This window comes from Streptomyces sp. NPDC002130, from assembly GCF_040296465.1.
Classification (GTDB): Bacteria; Actinomycetota; Actinomycetes; order Streptomycetales; family Streptomycetaceae; genus Streptomyces.
Genome location: NZ_JBEOXI010000007.1, coordinates 1 through 24,914 on the forward strand (window position 1 = coordinate 1; position 24,914 = coordinate 24,914).

26 protein-coding genes and 1 pseudogene are annotated in these 24,914 nt (G+C 71.9%); 12 read left to right on the plus strand and 15 right to left on the minus strand.

What is annotated here, in order from left to right:
- The coding region (locus ABT116_RS02315) for a phosphoketolase family protein (RefSeq protein ID WP_502983807.1) at nucleotides 1–346 on the minus strand (346 nt) is incomplete at its 3' end.
- Between the two features lie 160 nt (nucleotides 347–506).
- Nucleotides 507–2,387, minus strand: a complete 1,881-nt coding sequence (locus ABT116_RS02320; protein WP_351626598.1) for an RICIN domain-containing protein — start codon at nucleotides 2,385–2,387, stop codon at nucleotides 507–509.
- Nucleotides 2,388–2,738: 351 nt separating this feature from the next.
- Here ABT116_RS02320 and ABT116_RS02325 point away from each other — a divergent pair.
- Nucleotides 2,739–3,448: pseudogene (locus tag ABT116_RS02325) on the plus strand (UTP--glucose-1-phosphate uridylyltransferase).
- A gap of 115 nt (nucleotides 3,449–3,563) precedes the next feature.
- Here the strand turns inward: ABT116_RS02325 and ABT116_RS02330 are convergent.
- The gene (locus ABT116_RS02330) at nucleotides 3,564–4,001 is read right to left on the minus strand and encodes a DUF4442 domain-containing protein (RefSeq protein ID WP_104781909.1); all 438 of its coding nucleotides are present in this window, start codon (nucleotides 3,999–4,001) and stop codon (nucleotides 3,564–3,566) included.
- A gap of 175 nt (nucleotides 4,002–4,176) precedes the next feature.
- Between ABT116_RS02330 and ABT116_RS02335 the strand changes: the two genes are divergently transcribed.
- Nucleotides 4,177–5,199: a DUF8017 domain-containing protein gene (locus ABT116_RS02335; protein ID WP_351626601.1), complete on the plus strand. Its 1,023-nt coding sequence runs from the start codon at nucleotides 4,177–4,179 to the stop codon at nucleotides 5,197–5,199.
- 69 nt (nucleotides 5,200–5,268) lie between these two features.
- Here ABT116_RS02335 and ABT116_RS02340 read toward each other — a convergent pair whose 3' ends face one another.
- Nucleotides 5,269–5,601, minus strand: coding sequence for a hypothetical protein (locus tag ABT116_RS02340; protein ID WP_351626604.1), 333 nt, complete (start codon nucleotides 5,599–5,601; stop codon nucleotides 5,269–5,271).
- A 107-nt stretch (nucleotides 5,602–5,708) separates the two neighbouring features.
- Here ABT116_RS02340 and ABT116_RS02345 point away from each other — a divergent pair, with 107 nt between their 5' ends.
- Nucleotides 5,709–7,013, plus strand: a complete 1,305-nt coding sequence (locus ABT116_RS02345; RefSeq protein ID WP_351626607.1) for an MFS transporter — start codon at nucleotides 5,709–5,711, stop codon at nucleotides 7,011–7,013.
- Here the strand turns inward: ABT116_RS02345 and ABT116_RS02350 are convergent.
- Nucleotides 6,975–7,820, minus strand: a complete 846-nt coding sequence (locus ABT116_RS02350) for a spermidine synthase (RefSeq protein WP_351626608.1) — start codon at nucleotides 7,818–7,820, stop codon at nucleotides 6,975–6,977. The two genes, ABT116_RS02345 and ABT116_RS02350, sit on opposite strands and share 39 nt — an antisense overlap.
- A gap of 85 nt (nucleotides 7,821–7,905) precedes the next feature.
- On the minus strand, nucleotides 7,906–9,075 hold the full coding sequence (tuf, locus tag ABT116_RS02355; protein ID WP_351626610.1) for an elongation factor Tu: 1,170 nt from the start codon (nucleotides 9,073–9,075) through the stop codon (nucleotides 7,906–7,908).
- 340 nt (nucleotides 9,076–9,415) lie between these two features.
- Between tuf and ABT116_RS02360 the strand changes: the two genes are divergently transcribed.
- Nucleotides 9,416–10,207, plus strand: a complete 792-nt coding sequence (locus tag ABT116_RS02360; protein ID WP_351626613.1) for a TVP38/TMEM64 family protein — start codon at nucleotides 9,416–9,418, stop codon at nucleotides 10,205–10,207.
- Nucleotides 10,208–10,225: 18 nt separating this feature from the next.
- On the opposite strand, the gene ABT116_RS02365 is transcribed toward ABT116_RS02360, so the two are convergent.
- Nucleotides 10,226–11,395: a thiolase family protein gene (locus ABT116_RS02365; RefSeq protein WP_351626616.1), complete on the minus strand. Its 1,170-nt coding sequence runs from the start codon at nucleotides 11,393–11,395 to the stop codon at nucleotides 10,226–10,228.
- 93 nt (nucleotides 11,396–11,488) lie between these two features.
- Between ABT116_RS02365 and ABT116_RS02370 the strand changes: the two genes are divergently transcribed.
- The 3 genes from ABT116_RS02370 (at nucleotide 11,489) to ABT116_RS02380 (ending at nucleotide 13,271) form a co-directional block, all read left to right on the plus strand.
- Nucleotides 11,489–11,959, plus strand: a complete 471-nt coding sequence (locus tag ABT116_RS02370; RefSeq protein WP_351626619.1) for a winged helix-turn-helix transcriptional regulator — start codon at nucleotides 11,489–11,491, stop codon at nucleotides 11,957–11,959.
- Between the two features lie 159 nt (nucleotides 11,960–12,118).
- Nucleotides 12,119–12,994: an undecaprenyl-diphosphate phosphatase gene (locus ABT116_RS02375; RefSeq protein ID WP_351626622.1), complete on the plus strand. Its 876-nt coding sequence runs from the start codon at nucleotides 12,119–12,121 to the stop codon at nucleotides 12,992–12,994.
- A gap of 97 nt (nucleotides 12,995–13,091) precedes the next feature.
- Nucleotides 13,092–13,271 (plus strand): hypothetical protein, encoded by a 180-nt coding sequence (locus ABT116_RS02380; protein WP_351626625.1) that lies wholly within the window; start codon nucleotides 13,092–13,094, stop codon nucleotides 13,269–13,271.
- Between the two features lie 76 nt (nucleotides 13,272–13,347).
- Here the strand turns inward: ABT116_RS02380 and ABT116_RS02385 are convergent, their stop codons facing one another.
- Nucleotides 13,348–13,950: a DUF4291 domain-containing protein gene (locus tag ABT116_RS02385; protein ID WP_351626632.1), complete on the minus strand. Its 603-nt coding sequence runs from the start codon at nucleotides 13,948–13,950 to the stop codon at nucleotides 13,348–13,350.
- A 96-nt stretch (nucleotides 13,951–14,046) separates the two neighbouring features.
- Here ABT116_RS02385 and ABT116_RS02390 point away from each other — a divergent pair, with 96 nt between their 5' ends.
- Entirely contained in the window at nucleotides 14,047–14,517 is a 471-nt protein-coding gene (locus tag ABT116_RS02390; RefSeq protein WP_351626635.1) for a nuclear transport factor 2 family protein, read from the plus strand.
- 68 nt (nucleotides 14,518–14,585) lie between these two features.
- Nucleotides 14,586–16,154, plus strand: a complete 1,569-nt coding sequence (gene lnt, locus ABT116_RS02395) for an apolipoprotein N-acyltransferase (RefSeq protein ID WP_351626638.1) — start codon at nucleotides 14,586–14,588, stop codon at nucleotides 16,152–16,154.
- Here lnt and ABT116_RS02400 read toward each other — a convergent pair.
- Nucleotides 16,075–16,983 carry a Gfo/Idh/MocA family protein gene (locus ABT116_RS02400; protein WP_351626640.1) on the minus strand — a complete coding sequence of 303 codons (909 nt, stop codon included), beginning with the start codon at nucleotides 16,981–16,983 and terminating at the stop codon, nucleotides 16,075–16,077. The two genes, lnt and ABT116_RS02400, sit on opposite strands and share 80 nt — an antisense overlap.
- A 13-nt stretch (nucleotides 16,984–16,996) precedes the next feature.
- On the minus strand, nucleotides 16,997–18,184 hold the full coding sequence (locus ABT116_RS02405; protein WP_351626642.1) for an FAD-dependent monooxygenase: 1,188 nt from the start codon (nucleotides 18,182–18,184) through the stop codon (nucleotides 16,997–16,999).
- A 79-nt stretch (nucleotides 18,185–18,263) separates the two neighbouring features.
- On the opposite strand from ABT116_RS02405, the gene ABT116_RS02410 reads away from it, so the two are divergent.
- From ABT116_RS02410 to ABT116_RS02420, 3 genes are all read left to right on the plus strand, one after another.
- Nucleotides 18,264–18,854: a TetR/AcrR family transcriptional regulator gene (locus tag ABT116_RS02410; RefSeq protein WP_351626644.1), complete on the plus strand. Its 591-nt coding sequence runs from the start codon at nucleotides 18,264–18,266 to the stop codon at nucleotides 18,852–18,854.
- 43 nt (nucleotides 18,855–18,897) lie between these two features.
- Entirely contained in the window at nucleotides 18,898–19,410 is a 513-nt protein-coding gene (locus ABT116_RS02415; RefSeq protein ID WP_351626647.1) for a DinB family protein, read from the plus strand.
- 140 nt (nucleotides 19,411–19,550) lie between these two features.
- On the plus strand, nucleotides 19,551–20,063 hold the full coding sequence (locus ABT116_RS02420; RefSeq protein WP_351626656.1) for a flagellar biosynthesis protein FlhF: 513 nt from the start codon (nucleotides 19,551–19,553) through the stop codon (nucleotides 20,061–20,063).
- A gap of 8 nt (nucleotides 20,064–20,071) precedes the next feature.
- Here the strand turns inward: ABT116_RS02420 and ABT116_RS02425 are convergent, their stop codons facing one another.
- The 5 genes from ABT116_RS02425 to fabG form a co-directional block, all read right to left on the minus strand.
- Nucleotides 20,072–20,572: a hypothetical protein gene (locus tag ABT116_RS02425; RefSeq protein ID WP_351626659.1), complete on the minus strand. Its 501-nt coding sequence runs from the start codon at nucleotides 20,570–20,572 to the stop codon at nucleotides 20,072–20,074.
- A gap of 122 nt (nucleotides 20,573–20,694) precedes the next feature.
- Nucleotides 20,695–21,378, minus strand: a complete 684-nt coding sequence (locus ABT116_RS02430) for a uracil-DNA glycosylase (RefSeq protein WP_351626661.1) — start codon at nucleotides 21,376–21,378, stop codon at nucleotides 20,695–20,697.
- 93 nt (nucleotides 21,379–21,471) lie between these two features.
- Nucleotides 21,472–23,058, minus strand: coding sequence for an ABC transporter substrate-binding protein (locus tag ABT116_RS02435; protein WP_351626664.1), 1,587 nt, complete (start codon nucleotides 23,056–23,058; stop codon nucleotides 21,472–21,474).
- A 198-nt stretch (nucleotides 23,059–23,256) separates the two neighbouring features.
- On the minus strand, nucleotides 23,257–24,015 hold the full coding sequence (locus ABT116_RS02440; protein WP_033307414.1) for an SDR family oxidoreductase: 759 nt from the start codon (nucleotides 24,013–24,015) through the stop codon (nucleotides 23,257–23,259).
- Between the two features lie 12 nt (nucleotides 24,016–24,027).
- Nucleotides 24,028–24,789, minus strand: a complete 762-nt coding sequence (gene fabG, locus ABT116_RS02445; RefSeq protein ID WP_020270157.1) for a 3-oxoacyl-ACP reductase FabG — start codon at nucleotides 24,787–24,789, stop codon at nucleotides 24,028–24,030.
- Nucleotides 24,790–24,914 lie beyond the last annotated feature (125 nt).

Here is a 24,914-nt window from a genome sequence, read left to right on the forward strand (position 1 = left end):
ACGCGTCCGGGTACTTCTCGCTGTAGCTGCCCTCCAGCCATGAGTTGGCGAGGACCGACGGCCCGCCGTGCCCCGGGCCCCAGACGCACAGGGCGTCGAGCCCCCGGTTCTTGATCACGCGGTTGAGGTGGGTGTGGACGAGGTTCAGCCCGGGTGAGGTGCCCCAGTGGCCCAGCAGCCGCGGCTTGATGTGTTCGGGTCGCAACGGCTCGGTGAGCAGGGGGTTCGCCAGCAGGTAGATCTGACCGGCCGCCAGGTAGTTGGCGGCCCGCCAGTGGGCGTCCAGCGTGCGCAGTTCCTCGTCGGTCGGCGCGGTCCTGCTGTCCTGGCGCGGGGCCTCGGGCATGGGTGACTCCCTGGGTTCTGCGGGCGGACTCAGGAGGAGTACCAGTTTGTTCCGGTTCGATGCCAGGCGCCTGTCGGCCATCCGGCCCTCCCGGCGCCCGCGCAGGCGGCCTGGGCGGGGAGGCCCCGCTCGCCCCCCGGGCGACCACCCCGTACCGCGTCTACGGCAAGCGCACCGCGGAGTGCAGCGTCGTCACGGCGTCGGCGACGGTGGCCGGTGCTCGCCCGAGGACGCCGGATCGGGCCTGCGGCGCGGACCCACCGGCCCCATCAGCCCCGGCCCCGTCCGCCTCGCCGGCCCCGCCGGCCCCTGACTCGGCCGCCCCGCAGCAGCCCACCTGCGCGAACCGCGTCCCGTACCGCTCCTGCGGCAGTTGCCCGGGCTCGGTGCGCGGCGGTACGGGCCGCTGCCCGGGCGGGGCGTCGTACGGCCGCTGCTCGCGCTCCCGGCGGCTCTCCCGCGGAGCGTCCTCTGCCCGCTTCTGCGGGGACTCCCCCGGCCCTCGGGGGGCGGCGGCCGGTTCCAGCGCCCAGCGCTGCGCCTCGGATCCGTCGCGGCCGGTGACGATCACGTCCCGGCCCTTCCCGGGGGCGACAGCCAGCCCCTTCCCGCCGCGCGGCAGGAGTTCACCGCGGACGGTCAGGTCGTAGCGGACGACTCCCGCGTGCACGAGGCAGCCGACCAGGGCGACCGAGCCCTTGGCCGCGTCGGAGCCGAGGCACAGAGTGGGGTCGGCGGCGCTGCGCAGGACGCCGTCGTGCTGGTACGACCACTGCTGGGACCCACCCGTGGAGCAGGCGGTCAGCACGATGCGGGCATCGGCCCGGGCGCGGCCGCCCAGGACGTCGACGCACAGGTGTTCGTCGAGGTTGCGCAGCCGCCCCCGGGCCACTTCGGCGGCGGTACCGGCGGAGGCGGCCGACGGGGAAGCGGCGGCCGAGGGTGCCACGGAGTCCGGTCCGACGGACGAGGGTCCCGCGCCGTCGGGGTCGACGGAGTGGCCGCTTACCGCGCCCCAGGTGGCCTGCGGGCCGGCGGTGCCGCCCTCCTCGGTCCAGCCCCGGGCGGCGAGCAGGGTCGCGAGCAGCACGAGGGAGGTCACCCCGACGGCGGCGGCCAGCGCCTTGGCGTGCCTCCTCGGCGCCCCGGGCCGCCCGGCCACCGGCAGGGCTCGGGGCCGGAGGCGGTGGCGTCCACCGGCGGGCAGGGCGCCCTGGCCCTCGACGCGGCCCGGCCGCGATTCCAGGTAGCGGCGGCCGCCCCAGCCGAGCACCGTCTCGGTGAGCAGGTCTTCCAGACCGTCCTCGAAATGGCTGAGTTGTTCGGCGGCGTGACGGCAGTAGCGGCATGCCATGAGATGCCGCTGCACGTCCGGGAGCAGCGCCCCGCCACGACGCATGGGAACGTCCAGCAGGCGGTTGTAGTAGCGGCATTCCTGCGTCGGTGCGAGTTCGCGGTGGGCACGTACGCACCCAGACCTGAATTGCTCGCGCGCCTGTTCCAGGGCGGCCGACGCGGTACCGGCGTCCACTCCCAGCAGACCGGCCGGTACGGATATGGGTTCGGCCTCGACGTCCGTGTGCCAGAGCAGGCATTGGGAAGCCCCCGGAAGGCTGCGGAAAGCGCGCTCGGCGAGGCGTCGCCTTTCGGGTGTCCCGGGCCGGGCGGCGCGCAGGCCGCGGGCGCCGACGGTTTTGCGCAGTTCCGGCAGTACTCCGGAAATGCCGTCATCGGCGGCCCACTCCCCGACCGTGTCCCGGACGGCGGTGAGCAGCCGCGGACGCAGGGCTCCGCCGCCCGGCCGGGCGAGTTCCCTGCGGAAGGCGGCGGCCGCCGCCATCGACGCGGAATCCTCGGAGGACGCCAGGCAGATCACGGCGTATTCGTAGACCGCGCGCCAGTGCCGGGCCAGCAACAGCGCGACGGCGCGTGGCCCTTCGGCGGGTTCACCGACCCGGGCGAGGAGATTGCGGTCGGACTCCGCGGGTCCCGATCCGGGTCGTGGCGCGTACGGCGGGCGTGGGGGGGTGGGGGATTGCACGGAACCATTTCCTTCCAGCCGCAGAACGGCAGGCGAATTGCGCGTCCGTCGGAAAGCAGGTGCGTGATTGGTGCATACCTATGCCGCGTCAACTGCGGACTTGACTGTGAGCCGGCTCACTTTCGCACATACGACTGACAGGTAACAAGGAGTTCGGATGACCCAAGTTCAAAAAGCGGGAAATTCAGATATGTTACCGGCGGTATCCGCACCGGCTTTCGAAAACGCGGGTGCCGGGGACCACAAGTTGTGCGCACTCAAAGGCGAATGGTCCACACAATCTCCAACTCCACAGCGCGCTCCCATGTGGCTCTCGGCGCGCTCTCAGCTCCCCGCGCCGGCATGAGCCGCATGATCGCCCCCCACCCTTCCGCCCCCGCAGCCCCCGCAGCCCCCGCCCGCACCGTCCGCAAGGCGGTCGCGCAGACCGCCGGTCTCGGCACCCGCTTCCTGCCCGCCACGAAGGCGACGCCCAAGGGTGCGCGATCCGGCGCGGCCGGCGGGCGTCCACCACCTCCGCCAGGGCGACCCGCTCGGCCTCGGCCACGCCGTGGTGTGCGCCCGCCGTCATGTCGGCGATCAGCCCTTCGCGGTCCTCCTCGGCGACGACCTGATCGACCCGCGCGAGGCGCTGCCGAGCCGGATGCTCGACGTCCGCGACCGCCGGCTCGGCAGCGTGGTCGCCCTGATGGAGGTCCCGCCCGACCGGATCCACCGTTACGGCTGCGCCGCCGTCGAGCCGACCGGCCAGGAGGACCTCGTCCGCGTCACGGGGTCTGCTCGAGAAGCCGGCCCGGCGTCAGGCGCCCAGTCTCTACGCCGTCATCGGCCGCTACGTCCTCGACCCGGCCGTCTTCCCCGTCCTGGAGCGCACCCCGCCGGGCCGGGGCGGCGAGATCCAGCCGATCGACGCCCTGCAGGAGATGGCCGCGGACGGCACGGTGCACGGAGTGGTCTTCAAGGGCCTGCGCCACGACACCGGCGACATGGCCGACTGTCTGCGCACGATGGTCAGGACGGCCTGCGAACGACCCGACCTGGGGCCGGAGTTCGTGGCGTGACTCCGGGTCTTCCTCGGGGAGCTGGACGGCGTGCTCCCGAGGCACCGGGACGCGGCGGCCTGCCCCGCGATGGCGCCGGCGCCCGGCCGGGGCCGACGCGCACGCGACCGCCTGATCAGCCGTTGGGCCGCAGGGTCCACACCACGGTCATCTCGCCGGTGACGGCACCGTCGGCGCGCTGGATGGCGATGGCCACCGGGAACTCGGGGCGTTCACCGGCGTCCAGCTGCGCGACGACCTCGGCGGCCGGGCGGCCCAGGGTGGCCGTGGCCGTGACGGCGCCCATCGCCAGCTTCTTGTAGGAGATCTCGGCGCTGACGGCGAGCGGCACGGCGCGCGAGAGCTGGTCCCCGAACGCGGCCAGCACGATCGCCCCGCTGGCGGACTCGCCGAGCGTGAACATCGCACCGGCGTGCGGGCCGCCCACGTGGTTGTGGTACTCGCCCTGGTCCGGCAGCGACACCACCGCCCGGTCCGGCGAGGTCTCCAGGAACTCGAGGTTCAGGGTGCGTGCCATGGGCACCGTGGCGGCGAGCATCTCGCCGATGGACATCTGGTCTGCGCTCATGGCCGCATGTTACTCACGAGTAGAGACGCCTGGCCAGGCCGGTGTGACGACCGCCGCATCCCGGCGCGCGACATCCACACCGGGCTGTCTCCGGGTTGCTACGTCCATGTCCACGGGCGGTGACCGAATCGTGTCCGGGGCGCGGCTAGGGTGGCTGCCCATGTGGCCAGGACAGCAGCCGCCCGGGGGCGAGCAGAACCCGCAAGCGAACAACCCGTACCAGCAGCCGGGGTACCAGCAGCCGAATCCCTACCAGCAGCCGGGATACCAGCAGCAGCCCAACCCCTATGGGCAGCAGCCGCAGTGGGGTGCCCCCGGGCCGGCCGGCGTGCCGCAGCCCCCGCAGCCGCCGCAGGGCGGAGGCGGCGGCAGCCGGACGAAGCTGGTCGCGATCATCGCGGCCACGGCGGTGGTCGTGGCGGCCGGTGTCACCGGCTTCCTGGTGCTGGGCGGCGACAAGGACGACACGGCCGACGGCGGCAAGAACGGCAAGGACGACAAGGTCGCGACGAGCCCGTCGGCCGAGGAGCCGAGCGCCTCCGCCTCGGACGACAACCCACGCGGCGGCGAGGCGGCGCAGCCCACCGTCAAGGGCTGGAAGGTCGTCATCAACCCCAAGTGGGGCACCGCCTTCGACGTCCCCGCGGACTGGGAGGTGGCTTCCCCGACCTCGTCCGTCTTCTTCGAGGACGAGAAGTCCGACGACGGCAAGCCGCTGATCATCATGTCGGCACCGGCGTTCTACAAGTCCAAGTGGTGCACGAGCGACGACAACAAGGACGGCCGGACCGAGACCGAGTCCCTGGCCGGGGCGGGCACCAAGGGCGCGGACGGCGCCAAGAACACGGACGAGGTCGCGGTCAACCAGGTGGCCTGGTGGGTGTACGGCGGCTATACGCAGCCGGACAAGAAGAGCGTCAAGGCGGATGACAAGGCCAAGCCCTACACCACCGCCTCGGGCGTGAAGGGCAGCGTCGCCTGGGCGCACTCGGAGGACACGCCCGACAAGGGCAAGTGCGCGAGCGACGGCAAGGCGGTGACGTTCGGGTTCAAGAACTCCGCCGGTGACTTCGTCGCGTGGAGCTTCTTCGGTGCCAAGGGCGTCAAGGGCGAGGTGCCCGAGAAGACCATCATGAAGATCCTCAGCACGGTCCGCCTGCACGGCGAGCCGACCGGCGGCTGACCCGGAAACGGAACGGGCCCGCCCCCTGCGACAGGGACGGGCCCGGCTCACCGGAACATCATGTGAGGGTCAGCCCCTCAGGTACCCGCGGTAGACCCAGCGTCCCGAGATGGAGTCCTCGTCGACGCGGCAGCTGCCGATGCAGACCCAAGGGTTGCCCGAGGAGTTGGTGCAGTCCCAGTAGGCGTGCACCTCGTTGTTCTTGTAGACGTAGTCGACCACCCTGGCGTTCGCCGAGAAACTGGCGTGGACCGCGGCCTTCTCCTTGACGACCACGTAGTCGTGGGACGTGGGCTGGCACTTGAAGGCACCGGCCGCCGAGGCGGACCCCGCGCCCATGACGGGCAGTGCGGCGCCGATGAGTGCCGCCGTGGCCAGCAGCGTCGCAGAACGCTTGTGCATGTGTTTCCTTCCCCGTTTCAAGGTCAAATCAAGATCAACTTATCGATGAGCCGTCACGCCGCGCAAACGGTTTGGCAGGAGGGGTCCCGGGCGGCGATAGTCGGCCGGTGACGTCCCCCACCGCCTCCTCCCCCAGCCCCCGCAGACCCGCTTGGGCGGGCCGCAACTACTCCCTGCTGACCGCGGCCGCGGTCGTCACCGGCCTGGGCAGCCACGGCGCCCTGGTGGCGTCGGCGTTCGCCGTCCTCGAAGCGGGCGGCGACGGCGGTGACGTCGGCCTGGTGGCGGCGGCCAGGACCCTGCCGCTGGTGCTGTTCCTGCTCCTCGGCGGTGCGCTCGCGGACCGGCTGCCCCGGCACCACGTGATGGTCGCGGCCAACGTCCTGAACTGCCTCTCGCAGGCAGCGTTCGCTTTCCTCGTGCTGACCGGGGAGCCCCGCCTGTGGCACATGATGCTGCTGGCCGCGCTCGGCGGCACCGGTCAGGCCTTCTTCGGCCCGGCCGCCGAGGGCATGCTGATGTCCTCGGTCGACGGCGAGAACGCGGGCCGTGCCTTCGCCGTGTTCCGGATGGCGATGCAGGGCGCGGCCCTCGGCGGTGCCGCGCTCGGCGGTGCCATGGTCGCGGCGATCGGGCCCGGCTGGGTGCTCGCGGCGGACGCGGCGGCCTTCGCACTCGCCGGGGCACTGCGGGCCTTCCTCGACGTCGGCCACATCCCGCCCCGTGCCCCGGGCGGCGGCCTGCTCGCCGATCTGCGGGACGGCTGGCGCGAGTTCGCCGGCCGCCCCTGGCTGTGGGGCATCGTCGTCCAGTTCTCCATCGCCAACGCGGTCGTCGCCGCAGCGGACGCGGTCTACGGACCACTCGTCGCCCGCGACCACCTGGGCGGCGCCGGCCCCTGGGGGCTCGCCCTGGGCGCCTTCGGCGCGGGCACGGTGGCCGGGGCCCTGCTGATGACCCGCTGGAAACCCCGCCGCCTGCTCCTCGCCGGCACCCTCTGCGTCTTCCCGCTGGCCCTGCCCTCGGCCGCCCTGGCCGTCCCGGTGCCGATCGGCGTCCTGTACGGGGTGATGTTCCTCGCCGGCGCGACGGTGGAGGTGTTCGGCGTCTCCTGGATGACGGCACTGCACCAGGAGATCCCCGAGCACAAGCTGTCCCGCGTCGCGGCGTACGACTGGCTCGGCTCCGTCGCGCTGGTCCCCCTCGCCACAGCTGCGGCCGGACCGGCGGAGGACGCCTTCGGCCGTACTGCGGCCCTGTGGGGCTGCGCCGGCCTGGTCGTCCTGGTCACGGCGGCCGTGCTGTGCGTACCGGACGTCCGCGATCTGCGCCGCCGGACCACACCGGTGGCCCACGGCGGCACGGAGCCCGCGTCAGCCGATGCCGAACGCCCCGTCGGGGGGCTCGGGTGACGGCACGGCGTCCTCGTCCCGGACGGCTCGCGCACCGCCGATGAACTCCCGCAGGGCGGCACCGTGTTCGACCCGGGCCGGGAAGGCGTCGGCAGCGGTGAGCCTGGCCAGGGCGGCGACGTCGATCGCCCGGTGCCCGGCGACGAGCACGGCGTTCCCGAACCGCCGCCCCCGCAGCACACCCGGCTCGGCGATCAGCACGAGCTCCTCGAAGGCGTCCGACAGCGTGGCGAGTTGCGACCGCAGGAAGGCGAAGGGCGCGGCGTCGGGGAGGTTGGCGAGGTACACCCCGCTCCCCCGCAGCACCCGCGCGGCCTCGCGGACATAGGAGACAGAGGTGAGGTGTGCCGGCACCCGTGACCCGCTGAAGACGTCCGCCAGGAGAACGTCCGCCGAGTTTGCGGGGGCGTTCTCCAGCCAGGCCCGGGCGTCCGCCGTGTGCAGGGCGACGGACGCGCCTTCCGGCAACGGCAGATGCTCCGCCACCAGCTCCAGCAGGCCCCGATCGGCCTCGACGACGTCCTGCCGCGAGCCGGGCCTGGTCACGGCCACGTACCGCGGCAACGTGAGCGCACCGCCCCCGAGATGCACCACGTCCAGCGCCCGCCCCGGCTCGGCCACGACATCCAGCACGTGCCCGAGCCGCCGGGTGTACTCGAACTCCAGATGCGCGGGTTCGTCGAGATCGACGTAGGACTGCGGCGCCCCGTCCACGGTCAGCAGCCAGGCCCGCTCCCGGTCGACGTCGGGCATCAGCTTGGCGGTGCCGTGATCGGTGGTCCGGGTCACGGGAATGGCGTCGTTCACCCCTCCATTGTGCGGTGGGGCAACGCAGCCGGGGGCGCGGGGAACTGCGCGACCAGCCACAACGGTCCCGCAGTCCCCCACGACCTCAACCCACCACGGTCACGGTCCCCGCTCCCACAGTCCTGCCACCCTCACGGATGGCGAACCCGAGCCCCGGCTCCAACGGCATGTCCCTCCCCAGCTCCACGGTCATGGCAACCGTGTCGCCGGGCCGGGCCACGGCCACCTCGCCGAGGTCGACAACGCCCACCACATCCGCTGTCCGGATGTAGAACTGCGGCCGGTACCCGGAGGAGACAGGCGTGGTCCGCCCGCCCTCCCGGGCCGACAGGACGTACACCTGCGCCGAGAAACGCCGCCGCGGCTTCACACTCCCCGGCGCCGCGACCACATGCCCCCGCCGCACGGCATCCCGCGGTACTCCCCGCAACAGCAACGCCACGTTGTCCCCGGCCTGCGCCTCCTCCATCGGTTTGCCGAAGGTCTCCAGGCCCGTGACCACCGTCTCGACGGACGCCCCGAGCACCTCGACCCGGTCGCCGACGCGCACCACGCCCCGCTCGACCGCCCCGGTCACCACGGTGCCCCGCCCGGTGATGGTCAGCACGTTCTCCACCGACAGCAGGAACGGCGCGTCCAGATACCGCTCCGGCATCGGCACATAGGTGTCCACCGCGTCGAGCAGCGCCTCGATCGACGCCGTCCAGCGCGGGTCCCCCTCCAGCGCCTTCAGCCCCGAGACGCGTACGACGGGCACGGAGTCACCGCCGTAGCCGTGCGCGGTGAGCAGGTCGCGGACCTCCAGCTCGACCAGGTCGGTCAGCTCCTCGTCCCCCGCGTCGGCCTTGTTGAGGGCGACCACGATGTGGTCGACGCCCACCTGCCGGGCGAGCAGGACGTGTTCGGCGGTCTGCGGCATGATCCCGTCGAGCGCGGAGACGACGAGGATCGCCCCGTCGAGCTGGGCGGCGCCGGTGACCATGTTCTTGACGTAGTCGGCGTGGCCCGGCATGTCGACGTGCGCGTAGTGCCGGGTGTCGGTCTCGTACTCCACGTGCGCGATGTTGATGGTGATGCCGCGCGCCGCCTCCTCGGGCGCCCGGTCGATCCGGTCGAACGGCACGAACGCGCCACTGCCGCGGTCGGCGAGGACCTTGGTGATGGCGGCCGTCAACGTGGTCTTGCCGTGGTCGACATGACCCATCGTGCCGATGTTGAGATGCGGTTTCGTGCGGACATAAGCCGTTTTGGACATGGCTGTACCTCGAAGCATGTGATCGGCGAAGAAGATGTGGGACCCCGAGGACCTGCCCGACCCTCCCCTTGCGGGGTCCGCCGGACGAACCGGAGAGGGTCAGCTTCGGGCGCCGTCCATGACGGCCGTGAGATCGAGGACGGCAGCCTTCGGGGCATCCGTGACCACGGATGCTGCGAGGGGGAAGGCGTGCCGGAACATGCGTCGATCATTGCCGACGCTTTACCGCACGTCGAATGGTTTTCGTCGGCCCTGCGCACGGGCGCGCGAGCCGGGGGCTGTGACGCTCGTGAGACGAACCATACGGCGATCACACACATTTGTCGGTTAGTGTCACCGGATGCTCGATGCCACCACCCGCTCTGGGGGCACCGCCACGGCCTCTCCCCGGGCCACCGCCGCGGAGCTCGCCGTCGCCGTTCCCCCGGCAACGACCGTCTCGCCCGCCGTACCGACCCGTTTCGCCGCTCGCTGCACGAGAGTTCTGCTCTCTCCGTATTCGCGACTGTCCCTGCTCGTCGTGCTGCTCGCCGCCGGCGCGTGCGGGGTGCTCCTGTTCGAGCCGCAGCGGCTGCTGACGGAGGGCTGGCCGCCGCAGCTCTCAGGTGCCGCGGCGGCGGCGGTGTTCACGGTGGCGTACGGCGCGTGCACCGTGGCGTTCGTGCCGAGGCCGCTGCTGAACCTCGCGGCGGGCGCCCTGTTCGGTTCGCAGCTGGGCCTCGGTGCGGCTCTGGCGGGCACGGTGCTCGGTGCCGGCATCGCCTTCTGTCTGGGCCGGGCGCTGGGCCAGGACGCCCTGCGGCCGTTGCTGCGGGGGCGCTGGCTGAAGGCCGCGGACGGCCAGCTCAGCCGGCACGGCTTCCGTTCGATGCTGGCGGTCCGGCTGTTCCCGGGTGTGCCGTTCTGGGCCGCGAACTACTGCGCCTCCGTCTCCCGCATGGGCCTGCTGCCGTTCCTGCTGGCCACGGGGCTCGGCTCGATCCCGAACACGGCCGCCTACGCCGTCGCGGGGGCCCGCGCCTCCACCCCGACCTCTCCCGCCTTCCTGATCGCCATGGCGTGCATCGCCCTGCCCGCGCTGGCGGGCGTGGTGGTCGCCTGGCGCAAGCGGCACCAGCTGCGTCGCCTCTGACCCCCCGTCACGCCCGGCTCAGACCCGTTCCAGCACCATGGCGTTGGCGAGTCCGCCCGCCTCGCACATGGTCTGGAGCGCGTACCGGGCGCCGCGCTCCCGCATCGCGTGCACCAGTGTCGTCGTCAGCCGGGTGCCGCTCGCGCCGAGGGGATGCCCGAGCGCGATGGCTCCGCCGTGCACGTTGACCCGGGCGAGGTCGGCGCCGGTCTCCTGCTGCCAGGCCAGCACGACGCTGGAGAACGCCTCGTTGACCTCGAACAGGTCGATGTCGTCGAGGGTCAGGGAGGCCCTGCGCAGCACCTTCTCGGTCGCCGGGATCACGCCCGTGAGCATCAGCAGCGGGTCGGAGCCGGTGACGGCGAAGCTGTGCAGGCGGGCCAGCGGACGCAGGCCGAGCCGGGCCGCCGTCTCGCTCGACGTGATGAGCACCGCCGAGGCCCCGTCGTTGATCGGGCTGGCGTTGCCCGCCGTGACGTTCCACTCGATCTGCGGGAAGCGCTCGGCCAAGCCGGGGTCGTGGTAGGCGGGCTTGAGTCCGGAGAGGGTCTCGGTGGTGCTGCCGGGGCGTACGCACTCGTCGCGCGTGACCCCCTCCAGAGGTGCGACCTCGGCGTCGAAGAGTCCGCTCTCCCAGGCCGCGGCGGCCCTGTGGTGCGAGGAGACGGCAAAGGCGTCCATCTGTTCGCGGCCGATCGACCACTTGGCGGCGATCAGTTCGGCGCTGATGCCCTGCGGGACGAGCCCCTCCGGGTAGCGTTCGGCGACTCCGGGACCGAAGGGGTCCTTGCCCTCGGGCACGTTCGACCACATCGGCACCCGGCTCATCGACTCCACGCCGCAGGCCACGACCATGTCGTACGCACCCGAGAGCACACCCTGCGCCGCGAAGTGCACGGCCTGCTGCGAAGAGCCGCACTGGCGGTCCACGGTGGTCGCGGGCACCGACTCGGGGAACCCTGCGGAGAGCACGGCGTAGCGGGTGGTGTTCATGGCCTGCTCGCCGACCTGGTCGACGGTGCCGCCGATGACGTCGTCGATCAGCGCCGGGTCGATCCCGGACCGCTCGACGAGGGTGCGCAGGGTGTGGGCGAGGAGCTCCACGGGGTGGACGTGTGCCAGGGCACCGTTCGGTTTGCCCTTGCCGATCGGGGTGCGTACGGCTTCGACGATCACTGCGTCACGCATGTGCGGGCCTCCACGGCTACCGGTGAGTAGGAAATCCGAACTCACCGTAGCCCGCTGGGTTGGAAAATCCAACCCTCTCTTAGACTGTCGCTCATGGCCGACCGCAAAGACCCGCGCCCCTGCTCCATCGCCGACACCCTCGCGCTCGTCGGCGAGAAGTACTCCCTGCTCGTGCTGCGCGAGGTGTGTCTGGGCAACGGCCGGTTCGACCAGCTGGTGCGCAACATCGGCGCCCCGCGCGACATCCTGGCCACCCGGCTGCGCCGGCTCGTCGACGCCGGGATCCTGGCCAAGCACCTCTACAGCGAGCGCCCGCAGCGCTTCGAGTACCGGCCGACGCCGGCGGGACTGGAGCTGGAGCCGGTGCTGATGACCCTCATGGCGTGGGGCGACCGCCACCTCCGGCCGGGCGGCGACCGCCCGATGGTCCTGGAGCACTCCTGCGGGCGTCCCCTCGCCCCGGCTGTCACCTGCCGCACCTGCGGCGACGAGGTGCGCCACGAGGACCTCACGGCCCGCCCCCAGACTCCGGGCTGGACGGTGACCGGACCGGCCGCGGCCTGATCGCCGCTGGTCGGGAGCGGCTATCAAACCCCTGTGTCCGGTGGGCCTTCCGGGGGCGCTACGCTTCCCCCTCGGCACACATGATCCCCCGTTCATCGCAACGGCGGCCCGGTGCGCCCGTCGTCCGTCCCACGATCGGCACTTGGACTCCGCTACCTCATGTCTTGGTTCGAATCACTCATCCTCGGACTCGTCCAGGGGCTGACCGAGTTCCTCCCCGTCTCCTCCAGCGCCCACCTGCGGCTGACGGCGGCCTTCGCGGGCTGGGAGGACCCGGGCGCGGCCTTCACGGCGATCACGCAGATCGGCACCGAGGCGGCCGTGCTGATCTACTTCCGCAAGGACATCGGGCGGATCATCTCGGCGTGGACGCGCTCGCTCACCGACAAGGCGCTGCGCAGCGACCCCGACGCCCGGATGGGGTGGCTGGTCATCGTCGGCTCGATCCCGATCGGTGTGCTGGGCGTGACGTTGAAGGACCAGATCGAGGGACCGTTCCGCGACCTGCGGATCACCGCGACGATGCTGATCGGCATGGGCATCGTCCTGGGCATCGCCGACCGGCTGGCGGCCCGTGACGAGAGCGGCGGCAAACACCGCGCTCCCAAGCAGCGCAAGGCCCTTGAGGACCTGGGCGTCCGGGACGGCCTGATCTACGGCATCTGCCAGGCCATGGCGCTCATCCCGGGCGTCTCCCGCTCCGGCGCCACCATCAGCGGCGGTCTGTTCATGGGCTACAAGCGCGAGGCCGCGGCCCGCTACTCCTTCCTGCTCGCCATTCCCGCCGTGCTCGCCTCCGGCGTGTTCGAGCTGAAGGACGCCACGGAGGGCGGACACGTCTCGTGGGGTCCCACGATCTTCGCGACGATCATCGCCTTCGGTGTCGGATACGCGGTGATCGCATGGTTCATGAAGTTCATCTCGACCAAGAGCTTCATGCCGTTCGTCTACTACCGCATCGCGCTCGGCATCGTCATCATCGCCCTGGTCAGCATGGGTGCCCTGAGCCCCCACGCCGCCGAGTCGGCGGGCTGAGCCGGGGGCCTGTGACCCCGGTCTCGTGACCAACCGCATAGCCATCGGGTAGCCGTCCGGTAGCGGGCTGTCAGTGGCTGCCCCTAGGCTTGTCCGCATGTCCCCCGATTACGTGACCCCTGGTTCCGTGCGGTCCGCTGCCGAGGTCAACGAGGAGATCCGTGCGCTGTGGCAGCGCACGGGCGGCACCCTGTCGGCCGAGGAGCGTGCGGAGTACGAGCTTCTCGTCGTCGAATGGGCCGCCGCGCTCCGAGGCGGCGTCGTCAAGGCGGCCTGAGCGGCTCCCGCAGTCCCCTTTCCGGCGCGTACCGCACACCTTTCCGACGCGTACCGCGCCCCGGCCTCCTCAACACCTAGGCGCGCAGCCGCGCCAGCACCTCGTCGTCGACGGCGAAGGGCCGCTCCTCCGGCAACAGCCCCGCGGCCGACTCCAGTTGCCCCGCCCGTACCAGCCCGTGGATCTTTGTGGCGAGCGGCGTGACGTCCTCGATCCCCCTGATCCATTCGTCCGCGTAGCGCGCGGCCGCCTCCCCCGCGAGCCCCAGCTGAAGCGAGCGGTGCGGCAGCGGACTGAGGTGCAGATCCCGTTCCGGATCCCACTGCACCCGCGCGGGTGCCTGCCGCAACTGCCGCTTCCAGGAGGCCTGGTCGCCGTGCAGAGCGGGGACGTGGTGGGACAGGCAGGCGTTGCGCAGCGCCCAGAGGAAGCCCTCGCGGTCGATATCGATCGCCAGGACGGTCTCCTGGCCCTCCTTGGTGCCCCAGCCGCAGCGGTACATCATCCACAGGAACGAGGGCTTGATCCAGGTCATGCGTTCCCGCTTCCAGGAGGCCGGGAAGCGGCCATGGCGGGCGGCGGGGCCGCCGATCTCCGGGCGGTAGGCCTGGTAGACGGTGATCGTGGACGCGGTGTGGCGGGCCCTCACCTGGTACTTCGGTTCGTGTCGATCGTTCACGGGGGACAGGCTGGGCCCCGGCACCCCTCGGCGGCCATCGAATTTCCCGCGCGCACGGCTCTTGGCCCGGTCCCCGTCATGCCCAACACTGAGCCGATGACGCAGCGCGTGGAACTCGCCACCGTGAGAGACCGGCTGGCCGTCGACGGACTGATCACCGACTACGCGGTGGCGGTCGACGACGGTGACTGGGAGGCGTACCGAGGGCTGTTCGCCCCTCGCGGGCGGGCGGACTACCGCTCGGCCGGCGGCATCGAGGGAGAGGCCCGGGCGGTCGCGGCCTGGCTCGCGGAGAGCCTGGGGCTGTTCCCGATGCGCCAGCACCTGATCGTCAACCGGCGGGTGCGCTTCGGGACCTGGGAACAGGACACCGGCGACACGGCCGAGGTCCAGGCCGACTACGTCAATCCCATGGCCACCGCCGGACCCGGTCCCGACTTCGTCTGCGGCGGCCGGTACGCCTTCGCGGTGCTGCGCACGGCCGACGGCTGGCGACTGAGCGAGGTGGTGGTACGGGAGAAGTGGCGGCGCCTTCCTGAGCCGCGGACCACACCTGTGGTCCACTGACCCGGCGCCCGGTGTCCTAGATCGTCCACGAGGCGCACACTGGAGGCACCCGCGGGTAGGAGGCGCCTATGAAGACGCTCGGCCATTGGCTCGCCTCCCCCTGGCGCCGCTCGGCCGCCGCTGCGGTCGCGGGCGCCCTCCCCGTCCTCGCCTTCCCCGCGCCGTCCCTGTGGTGGTGCGCCTACGTCGCCCTGGTGCCCTGGCTCCTGTTGCTGCGCACCGCGCCGACCGGGAAGCGGGCCGCTTACGACGGCTGGTGCGGTGGCTTCGGCTTCATGCTGGCCATGCACCACTGGCTGCTGCCGAGTCTGAACGTGTTCACCTTCCTCATCGCCGCCCTCCTCGGTGCCCTGTGGGCCCCGTGGGGCTGGCTGGTGCGCCGTCTCCTGGGCGGTCTCCCCTCCGGGAGTCAGGTCGCGGTGGCACTGCTGGTGCTGCCCTCGGGCTGGCTGGCCGTCGAGCTGGTCCGCTCCTGGCAGGGGCTCGGCGGCCCGTGGGGCATGCTCGGCAGCAGCCAGTGGCAGGCCGAGCCAGCGCTGCGGCTCGCCTCGGTCGGCGGGGTGTGGCTGCTCAGTTACCTGCTCGTGGCGGTCAATGTGGCGGTCGCCGTTCTCGTCGCGGTCCGCCGGGCCCGGGTGCCCGCCGTGGCCGGTCTGGTCGCCACGGCCGCGGCCACCTCCGCCGCCTGGGCGTTCTCGCCCCGTCCCGCCGTCGACGGCCACGTCAGGATCGCGGTCGTGCAGCCGGGTGTCATCGCCGGCCCCGACGGCCGGTTCGACCGCGAGGAGCAGCTCACCCGCCGCCTCGCCGGGCAGGACGTGGACCTGATCGTCTGGGGCGAGAGCAGCGTCGGTTTCGACCTCGGGGACCGGCCCGACCTCGCCCGGCGGCTCGCGGACCTCTCCCGTGCGACGGGCGCCGACATCCTGGTCAACGTGGACGCCCGGCGCTCCGACGAGCCCGGCATCTACAAGAGTTCGGTCCTCGTCGGGCCAGACGGCCTGACCGGCGAGCGCTACGACAAGATGCGGCTCGTGCCGTTCGGCGAGTACATCCCGGCCCGCTCCCTGCTCGGCTGGGCCACCTCGGTCGGCAAGGCCGCGGGCGAGGACCGCAGGCGCGGCTCGCAGCCGATCGTGATGAACGTCGGCGACGATCTGCGCGTCGGCCCGCTGGTGTGCTTCGAGACCGCCTTCCCGGACATGACCCGCCACCTCACCCGGGAGGGCGTCGACGTGCTGATCGGCCAGTCGTCGACCTCCACGTTCCAGCACAGCTGGGCACCCGAGCAGCACGCGTCGCTGGCCGCGCTGCGGGCCGCGGAGACCGGCCGCCCCATGGTGCACGCGACCCTGACGGGCGTCTCCGCCGTCTACGGCCCGGGCGGACAGCGCGTCGGATCATGGCTCGGCACGGACGCCTCCGCCGCGCGGGTCTACGACCTCCCCCTCGCCCACGGCACCACGCCCTACGTCCGCCACGGCGACTGGACGGTGCACGCGGCGATGCTGATCCTCGCCCTGTGGGCCGCCGGCGAGGGCGCACGGACCCTGCGGATCAGGCGGCGGTCCGCTCCTGAACCGCCCGTACCACCCGCTCGCACAGTTCATGGGTCTCCAGCGCGTCCCGGGCGCTGAGCACCTTGCCCGCCCGGACCGCGTCGAGGAACGCGAGCACCGCCTGCTCGATCCCGCGCTGCCGGGCGACCGGCACCCAGTCACCGCGTCGCCGCACGGTCGGCTGCCCCTTGTGGTCGATCACCTCGGCGAGGTTGACCACCTGCCGTTTGGTGTCCTGCCCGGACACCTCGAGGATCTCCTCGGCGGAACCGCTGAGCCGGTTCATCACGCCGAGCGCGGTGAAGCCGTCCCCGGCGAGCTGGAGCACCAGGTGGTGCAGCAGCCCGTCCCGGACGCGGGCGCGCACGGTCACGTCGTCGATCTCGCCGGGCACCAGGAAGCGCAGGGTGTCGACGACGTGGATGAAGTCGTCGAGGATCATCGCGCGAGGCTCTTCCGGCAGCCCGATGCGGTTCTTCTGCATGAGGATCAGCTCACGCGGATGGTCCGCGCACTGGGTGTAGCCGGGGGCGTGGCGCCGGTTGAAGCCGACGGCGAGGCTCAGGTCCCGCTCCTCGGCGAGCGCCACCAGCCGCGCGGAGTCCTCGAGTTCATAGGCGAGCGGCTTGTCGACGTAGGTCGGTACGCCCGCCTGGAGAAGCCGCGTCACGATCTCCGGGTGCACGAGCGTGGGGGCGTGCACGAAGGCCGCGTCGAGGCCCGCGGCGAGCAGCGAGTCGAGGGTGGCGTGCCGTCGATCCTGCGGGATGTGCAGGCTCTCGGCGACCCGGTCGAGCGTGGCGGGCGTACGGGTCTGCAGGTGCAGTTCGACGCCGGGCTGGAGGGCGAGGACCGGGAGGTAGGCCTTCTGCGCGATGTCGCCGAGTCCGATGCAGCCGACCTTCACGGGGTGATCTCCTCTAGCCGTTGCCTGCCGGTGTCTGCTCGGAGCATACGGCGTCCGTCTGCGGGGGCCGCCAGTCGGCGATGCCGTCGAAGCTGCGCACGAACAGGGCGGGACCGGCAGGCGACAGCAGGGTCATGGCCGTGTCGCGGACGGCGACACCGGTCCGGCTGCTCATCAGGCTGAGGCGGGCCACCTTCACGGCCTGGCGCGCGATGGCGGTCGTACGGGGCTGCCGGACGGCGGTGTAGGCGGCGAGGTCGTCGCAGTGGTGGGCCAGCACGACCGCGTCCTCGATGGCCTGGTTGCCGCCCTGGCCGAGGCTCGGCGGCATGGCGTGCGCGGCGTCGCCGAGCAGCGCGACCCGGCCGTGGTGGTAGGCGGGCAGAGGCTCGGCGATGTGGTGGACGTCGTGGCGCAGGACGTCCTCGGGGCGCAGGGCGGCGAGCACGGCGGGGATCGGGTCGTGCCAGTCGCCGAAGCGACGCAGCAGCTCTGACTTCTCGTCGTCGGGCGCCCGGCCGCCGGCGGGGGTCACGGCGCCCGCGTAGGCGTAGACGCGACCGTCCTTCAGCGGGTGTGTGCCCCAGATGCGGCCCCGGCCCCAGGTCTCGTGCGCGGCGAACCGGACGCCGGGGACGGGGATCACGACCCGCCAGGTCGTCCAGCCGGAGTAGACGGCGCCCGGGTGGTGCGGGAAGAGCGTCCCGCGCACGGCGGACCGGATGCCGTCCGCACCGACCACCAGGTCGGCCTCCAGAACCCCGCCGGCCGTGCTGACGCGGGCGGGCCGGCCGGCGCCCCCGCTGTCGGCGAGGGTCGCGGCGGCGTCCGTGCGGATGGTGCCCGGCGGGAGCCGGGTAGCCAGGCTCGCGATCAGGGTGGCGCGGTGCAGCAGCACGAGCGGGCCGCCGAAGCGCTCGGCGGCGGCGTCGGCGGAGGACCGCGAGAGCCACCGTCCGGACGGTGTCCGCAGCCCGCCGTCCCCGGACCAGGCGGCGAGGTCGCGGATCTCGTCGCCGAGGCCGATGACGTCCAGCGCGCGCAGGGAGTTGGGCGCGAGGGAGATCGCCGCGCCGACCGGTTCCAGCGAGCGGGCCCGCTCCAGCACGGTGACCCGCACGCCCCGCTGATGCAGGGCGACCGCTGCCGTCAGGCCGCCGATCCCGCCGCCGATCACGACGGCATGCCCGGACTGTCCCATGGCTCCTCCTCATGTGACTACACCTGTAGTGACGCCTTCGACGTTACTACAGGTGTAGTCGGAGGGGTAGCGTGAACCCATGTCCGTACGCACCGAAGGTCCCGCCCGCTCCGACCTCGTCGCCGACACCGCCCTCGCCCTGCTCGCCGAGCGCGGGATGCGCGGCCTCACGCACCGGGCGGTCGACGAGCTGGCCGGGCTCCCCCAGGGCTCCACGTCGAACCTCGCGCGGACCCGGCAGGCCCTGCTGGAGCTGGCGGTTCGGCGCCTTGCCGACCGTGAGGCCCGGGTGCTGGCCCTGCACGAGATGCCGGGCCCCGAGGCCGGCGCCGGCTCCCTGGCGGACGCGCTGGCCCTGGCGGCCCACCGGGCCCTGACGCAGCACCGCGCGCTCACCCTCGCCCGCTACGAACTGGCCCTGGAGGCGACGCGCCGCCCCGAGCTGCGGGCCTTCTTCGACGCCACGGGCGCCCGCTTCCGGGACCAGCTCACCACCCTGGTCACCGGAATGGGCTCGACGGATCCGGCCCGGCACACCCTCTCGCTGATCGCCTGGGCGGACGGGCTGATGTTCAGCTGCGTGGCGGGGTCGTTCGGTGCCGACGTACCGAGCCTGGAGGAGGTGCGGGCGGGGCTGCGGGAACTGCTGGAGGGGATGCTCGGCGACTGAAAATCTTGTGGTGCGGCAGGAGCTGCTCGGACAGGATGCGTCCATGACGAACGAGCGCGGCATGCCCGCCACCACGGCCGATGAACGCACCATGCTGGAGGGCTGGCTGGACTTCCACCGGCAGACCCTTGCCTGGAAGTGCGAGGGTCTGAGCGACGAACAGCTCAGGTCCGCGGCCGTCGAGCCGTCCGACCTGTCCCTGATGGGGCTGGTCCGGCACATGGCGGACGTGGAACGGAGCTGGTTCCGCCGGGTGCTGACGGGCGAGGACGTGCGGCCGATCCACTGGAGCGACGAGGACCCCGACGGCGAGTTCCACCTCACCGAGGCGGACACCTGGCAGGAGGCGTACGCCACCTGGCAGGCCGAGATCGACACGGCCCGGCGCAACTGCTCCCGCTTCGGCCTGGACGACATCACGGAGGGCAAGCACCGGCGCACCGGCGAGCGGTTCAACCTGCGGTGGCTCTACACCCACATGATCGAGGAGTACGCGCGGCACAACGGCCACGCCGACCTGATCCGCGAGCGCATCGACGGCGCGACCGGCGACTGACGCCACCCCCGTCACACAGACCACTACACGTCACCCCCATCACGCCTGCGCCCTCCGTACGGGGCGCGAGATCACCCGTGCGGGGCAACCTCCGCCTGTCCGCCGCCCCAACGCGGGCCGGACGCACCAGAGTTGCGCGGGTGCATCGAACGACGACCACAGCGACGCTCCTGGTGACCGTGGCGGTCTCGGCCCTCTCCGGCTGTACGACGGTTCCGCATCCCGCGCCGGGGCCCTCGGCGGCACCGTCCCGGCCGTCGGCGCCGGAGGTTGCGGCGGAGACTCCGATCGTGCAGGCACCGGCCCGCGAGGCCCTGCTGCTCATCGAAGAGGCGTCCCGCCCCCCGGAGCCGGCCGCGTCGGCGACCCGCCCGGCCACTCCCCCCGCGGCCTCGCGGCAACCCGGGGCGCCGCAGCCCGGGCACCGCGACGTCCGTCCGGGCCCCGCCCGTCCCGAACGCCCCGAGCCCGCACCGCGGCGTCCCCAGCGGTCGCACGCCGACATCCCCGACGTGTCGGAGTCGGTACGCCGGGACATCGAGAAGAGCGTCCCCAGCAGCAAAGCGGACGTGTGCGCGCTGGGCAGGCGCTACGGGGGATGGCGGGCGGACAGCCCGGAGGCGACGATCTGCCGCGACACGTACCGGCGTTGACCTGCCGCTCAGGGCCGCTGACGAGGCGGCGTCCACGTCCCCGGGCCGCCCTCTCCCAGCCGGGACTCCAGCCGTCCGATGGCCGCCCACACGCCCTCGGCGTAGCCGTCGTCGGTGAGGGCGGTGGCGGCTTCCCGGGCCCACCGCAGGTGTGTGCGGGCGGCGTCGCCACGTCCCAGTCTGGCGTAGTCGTCGGCCAGGTTCAGGTGCAGGGAGGGGGAGAGCGCGGTCACCGCGGTCACCGCGAGGGCCTCCTCCCTGGCCTCCTCGGCGGCCGTCAACGCGCGCAGGTCCCACGCCAGTTCGTCCGCCGGGTCGTCCTGGGTGTCGGCGAGGTAGTGGGCGAGGGTGCAGCGGTGCAGCGGGTCGCCGTGCTCGCCGATCTCCGCCCACAGGCCGAGGAACCGGTGCCGCGCCTCCTCCCGGTCCCCCGCGTGGTGCAGCATGACCACCTGCCCGATCCGGGTCAGCACGGCATCCGGCGCCGTCTGTTCCTGTCGCTCCGCCACGACGCCCTCCGCGCACTCGCCGGCTGTTCCCGCCGACGCTAACCGCAGGCGGGGGCGATCCGGCTCAGGCGGCTCCGGACACCACCGGGCCCGTCACGGCCCGGCCGTACGAGCGGCAGGCATCAGCCGAGATTCGGGATCGTCCAGTCGATCGGCGTGTGCCCCTGCGCCGCCACCGCCTCGTTGATCTGCGTGAAGGGACGCGAGCCGAAGAACTTCTTCGCCGACAGGGGCGAGGGATGCGCGCCCTTGACCACGATGTGCCGGGACTCGTCGATCAGCGGGAGCTTCTTCTGCGCGTAGTTGCCCCACAGCACGAAGACCGCCGGGTCCGGACGCCCGGCCACGGCCCGGATCACGGCGTCGGTGAACTTCTCCCAGCCCCGCCCCTTGTGCGAGTTGGCCTCGCCGCCGCGGACGGTGAGGACCGCGTTGAGCAGCAGCACGCCCTGCTCGGCCCACGGCATCAGATAGCCGTTGTCCGGGATCGGCGTGCCCAGCTCCTGGTGCATCTCCTTGTAGATGTTGCGCAGGGACGGCGGGATCCGCACGCCCGGCCGGACCGAGAAGCACAGACCGTGCCCCTGACCCTCGCCGTGGTAGGGGTCCTGACCGAGGATCAGGACCTTGACCCCCTCGTACGGCGTGGCGTCCAGCGCCGCGAAGACCTCTTCGCGCGGCGGGTAGACGGGACCCTTCGCCCGCTCCTCCTCGACGAACTCCGTCAGCTCCTTGAACCAGGGCTGCTGCAGTTCGTCGCCCAGAACCCCGCGCCAGGACTCGGGCAGCATGGCGGTGTCGGTCACGTCAACGTCCTCACGATGTGCGGTCACTTCCAGGCTCCAGAACCTACAGGCGACCACTGACAACGCGCCCGGGGAAGCCCGGTGCCGGACCGCCTACCAGGCGGTCTTGCGGTGCAGCTCCCACATCATCATGATCGTCGAGGGGTCCATGGCCCGCTCCGCGCCCGAGACGTCCCGGCTGGCCGCCACGTACTGCCGGCCCTGCCACAGCGGCAGCAGCCGCGCGTCGTCCACGAGGATCTGCTGGGCCTCCTCGAACTCCTTCACCACCTTCCCGCGGTCGCTCTCCCGGCGCGAACGGGGCAGCAGGTCGCCGGTGATCTCGGGCGCCGGGTACGGCGTGCCGAGGGCGTTCTGGTCGCCGACGAACGGCGCGATGAAGTTCTCGGCGTCCGGGAAGTCGGGGAACCAGCCGCGCCCGAAGACCGGGTACTCGCCCTTCTGGTAGCCCTCGACGTACGTCTTCCACGGCCGGCTCTTCAGGCTGATCGTGAACAGTCCGGAGGCCTCGAGCTGGCGCTCCAGCTCCTTGAACTCCCCGGCGGTCTCGGAGCCGTAGCGGTCGCTGGTGTACCAGAAGGTGAGCGGGACGCGCTGGTTGATGCCCGCTTCGGTGAGGATCTTGCGGGCCTTGGCGACGTCGGGGTCGCCGTAGTCGTCGAAGAAGCCCGTGGTGTGACCCGTGAGGCCCTTGGGGACCATGGAGTACAGCGGGTCGACGGTGTCCTTGTAGACCTTGTGGGCGATCGCCGCCCGGTCGACGACCTGCGCGATGGCCTGGCGCACGGCCTTCTTGTTCGCCCAGGAGTCCTTCGGGTTGAACACCAGGTAGTTGATGTCGGTTCCGGTGCCCTCGACGAGCTGGATCTCCTCGTCCTTGGAGGACTTGCTCTGGAGCTCGACGACGTCACCGGCCGCCAGACCCCGGTAGGTCACGTCGATCTTCTTGTCCCGCAGCGCCGTCACCATGGTGTCGGAGTCCTGGAAGTAGCGGACGGTCACCGCGTCGTTCCGGCGCTCCGCGTAGCCCTTGTAGGAGTCGTTGCGGACGAGGACGGCCTCTTTGCCGTCGGAGTACGAGTCGAGGGTGTACGGCCCGGACCCGACCACGTCGTCGCCCTTGCGCAGGCTGTCGTCCGGGTAGGCGTCCGGGGACACGATCGACATGGCGGGGGTGGCGAGCACGAACGGGAAGGTCGAGTCGGACTTGTTGAGGTGGAAGATCACCTCACGCTCGTTCGGCGCCTGGACCCTCTCGAGGCTGCCCAGGAGACCGGCGGGGCCGCCGTTGACGTTGATCTTGCGGATCCGGTCGAACGAGTACTTCACCGCCTGGGCGTCGAGCGTGTCGCCGTTGGAGAACGTCAGGCCCTCGCGCAGCTCACAGCGGTAGACCTGGTTCGACGAGTCGCTGAAGCCGCACTTCTCGGCGGCGTCCGGCTGAGGCGTGCTCGCACCCGTCGGATAGCTCAGGAGCGTCTGGTAGATGTTGCGGAACAGCTCCCAGGAGCTGTCCCACGACGCGGCAGGGTCGAGCGTGCTGGGCGCACTGGTGGTGCCCACGACGATCGGCCCTTCGTCCTCCGGGGTGTCGGACGACAGCACGCCGCACCCGGCGAGCAGGGCCGATATGGACGCGATGGCCGCCACCCGCCGCAGGCATCGGTTCCGCTTGAACACGCGCACGCTCCTCGATCTGCCATACCAAGGGTCGGCAGACCATACCGCAGTGCCGCGCCCCCTGACCCTCCCCGTCCATGACCTCTTGATCGATAAACCTTTGACGACGTTGTCATCGCACTTTGCGGTTTCTTTACGCCGGCACGGGCGCCGTTCGTGTCGACGGGCGCCCGTGCCGAGCCGCGTGCGCGGTCCTCGTCAGCCGGTTCCGGCGTTGAGGAAGATGCCGCCGTCGACGACGAGCGTCTGGCCGGTGACCCAGTCGGACTGCTCGGAGGTGAGGAACGCGGCCGCGCCCCCGATGTCGGAGGGCACACCGAGCCGGCCGAGCGGGTAGGCCGCCGCGGCCTCCTCCTCGCGGCCCTCGTACAGCGCCTGGGCGAACTTGGTCTTCACGACGGCCGGGGCGATCGCGTTGACCCGCACCTTGGGCGCGAACTCGTGCGCGAGCTGCACGGTCAGGTTGATCATCGCGGCCTTGCTGACGCCATAGGCGCCGATGAACGGCGAGGGCGAGAGGCCCGCGACGGAGGCGATGTTGACGATCGCGCCGCCGTTGTCCTTCTGCCAGGCGTGCCAGGTCCGCTGGGCGAAGCCGAGCGCCGAGACGACATTGGTCTCGAACACCTTGCGGGCGACGTTCAGGTCCAGGTCGGCGATCGGCCCGAACACGGGGTTCGTGCCCGCGTTGTTGACCAGGTAGTCGACCCGGCCGAAGGCCTCCATCGTGCGCTCGACGGCGACGGCCTGGTGGGCCTCGTCGTGCGCCTTGCCGGCCACGTAGACCGCGCGGTCGGCGCCGAGCTGCTCGACGGCCTCCTTGAGGGCGTCCTCGTTGCGGCCGGTGATGCACACACGGTCGCCGCGCGCGACGAGGGCCTCGGCCACGCCGTAGCCGATGCCGCGGCTGGCGCCCGTGACGAGGGCGACCTTGCCGGAGAGTTCCACGGAAGTCATGTTCTTCGTCCTCTAGTCGAGCGGTCCGCCGGCCACGTACAGCACCTGGCCGGACACGAATCCGGCCGCCTCGCCGGTGAAGAAGGCGATGGCGTTGGCGATGTCCTCCGGCTCACCCACCCGGGCCACCGGGATCTGGGTCGCGGCGGCGGCCTTGAAGTCCTCGAAGCCCATGCCGACGCGGTCGGCGGTGGCCTTGGTCATCTCGGTGGCGATGAAGCCGGGGGCGACGGAGTTGGCGGTGACGCCGAACTTGCCGAGCTCCTTGGCGAGGGTCTTGGTGAAGCCCTGCAGGCCCGCCTTGGCGGCCGAGTAGTTCACCTGGCCGCGGTTGCCGAGCGCGGACGACGACGACAGGTTGACGATCCGGCCGAAGCCCGCGTCCACCATGTGCTTCTGGCAGGCCTTGGACATCAGGAAGGCGCCGCGCAGGTGCACGTTCATGACGGTGTCCCAGTCGGAGACGCTCATCTTGAACAGCAGGTTGTCGCGCAGCACGCCCGCGTTGTTGACCAGGATCGTCGGCGCGCCGAGCTCCTCGGCGATCCGCGCGACGGCCGCCTCGACCTGTGCCTCGTCGGAGACGTCGCAGCCGACGGCGATGGCCTTGCCACCGGCGGCGGTGATCTTCTCGACGGTGTCCTTGCAGGCCGCCTCGTCGAGGTCGAGCACGGCGACCGCGCGGCCCTCGGCGGCCAGTCGTACGGCGGTGGCGGCACCGATGCCGCGCGCGGCACCGGTCACGACGGCTACCCGCTGCTCAGTGGTGGACATGACTGCTACTCCTCAGGTGAGCGACCGCTTAGTACCTTCAGTGGGTGTGACGCTAGAAGCCCTGGCACGCGGTGTCAACGGCCGGGGGCGGCATGTGATCCATCACCCGGGCCCACCTGGCCCGG